The 372-nt window shown below is 67.7% G+C and carries 1 protein-coding gene; it reads right to left on the bottom strand.

Going from position 1 to position 372, the window contains the following annotated elements:
- A partial coding sequence (locus tag QQZ18_RS15785; protein WP_284541908.1) for a thiamine pyrophosphate-dependent enzyme occupies positions 1-372 on the bottom strand: 372 nt, incomplete at both ends.

The following is a 372-nucleotide window of genomic DNA, read 5'->3' as shown; positions in this document are numbered from 1 at the left end:
CATGGAAGCCGAAGGCCCGCCACTTGTCGTCGAGCGGATCGAGACCGTTGGTGGCCTCGGTGCGGTCGCCCTGCTGCAGGCGGTTGCGGTCGACGATGACGGTGAGGCGGTTGAGCTTGCGGTGGCCGGCGGCCATGGCCGCCTCCCAGTTGGAGCCTTCCTGCAGTTCGCCGTCACCGGTCAGCACGAAGGTCCGATAGTCCTTGGCGGCAAGCTTGCCGGCAATGGCGACGCCGACGGCGACGGGCAGTCCGTGTCCGAGCGGTCCGGTGTTGGTCTCGATGCCCGGCAGGTAGTTGCGGTTGGGGTGGCCGTTCAGCATGGACAGCGGCTGCATGTAGGTCTTGAGCTGGGCCTCGGGGAAGTAGCCGG

Origin of the sequence: Pleomorphomonas sp. T1.2MG-36 (genome assembly GCF_950100655.1) — a bacterium.
Lineage (GTDB): Bacteria > Pseudomonadota > Alphaproteobacteria > Rhizobiales > Pleomorphomonadaceae > Pleomorphomonas.
Note: the sequence above shows the minus strand (reverse complement) of the source record. Positions and strands in the feature narration are given on the sequence as shown.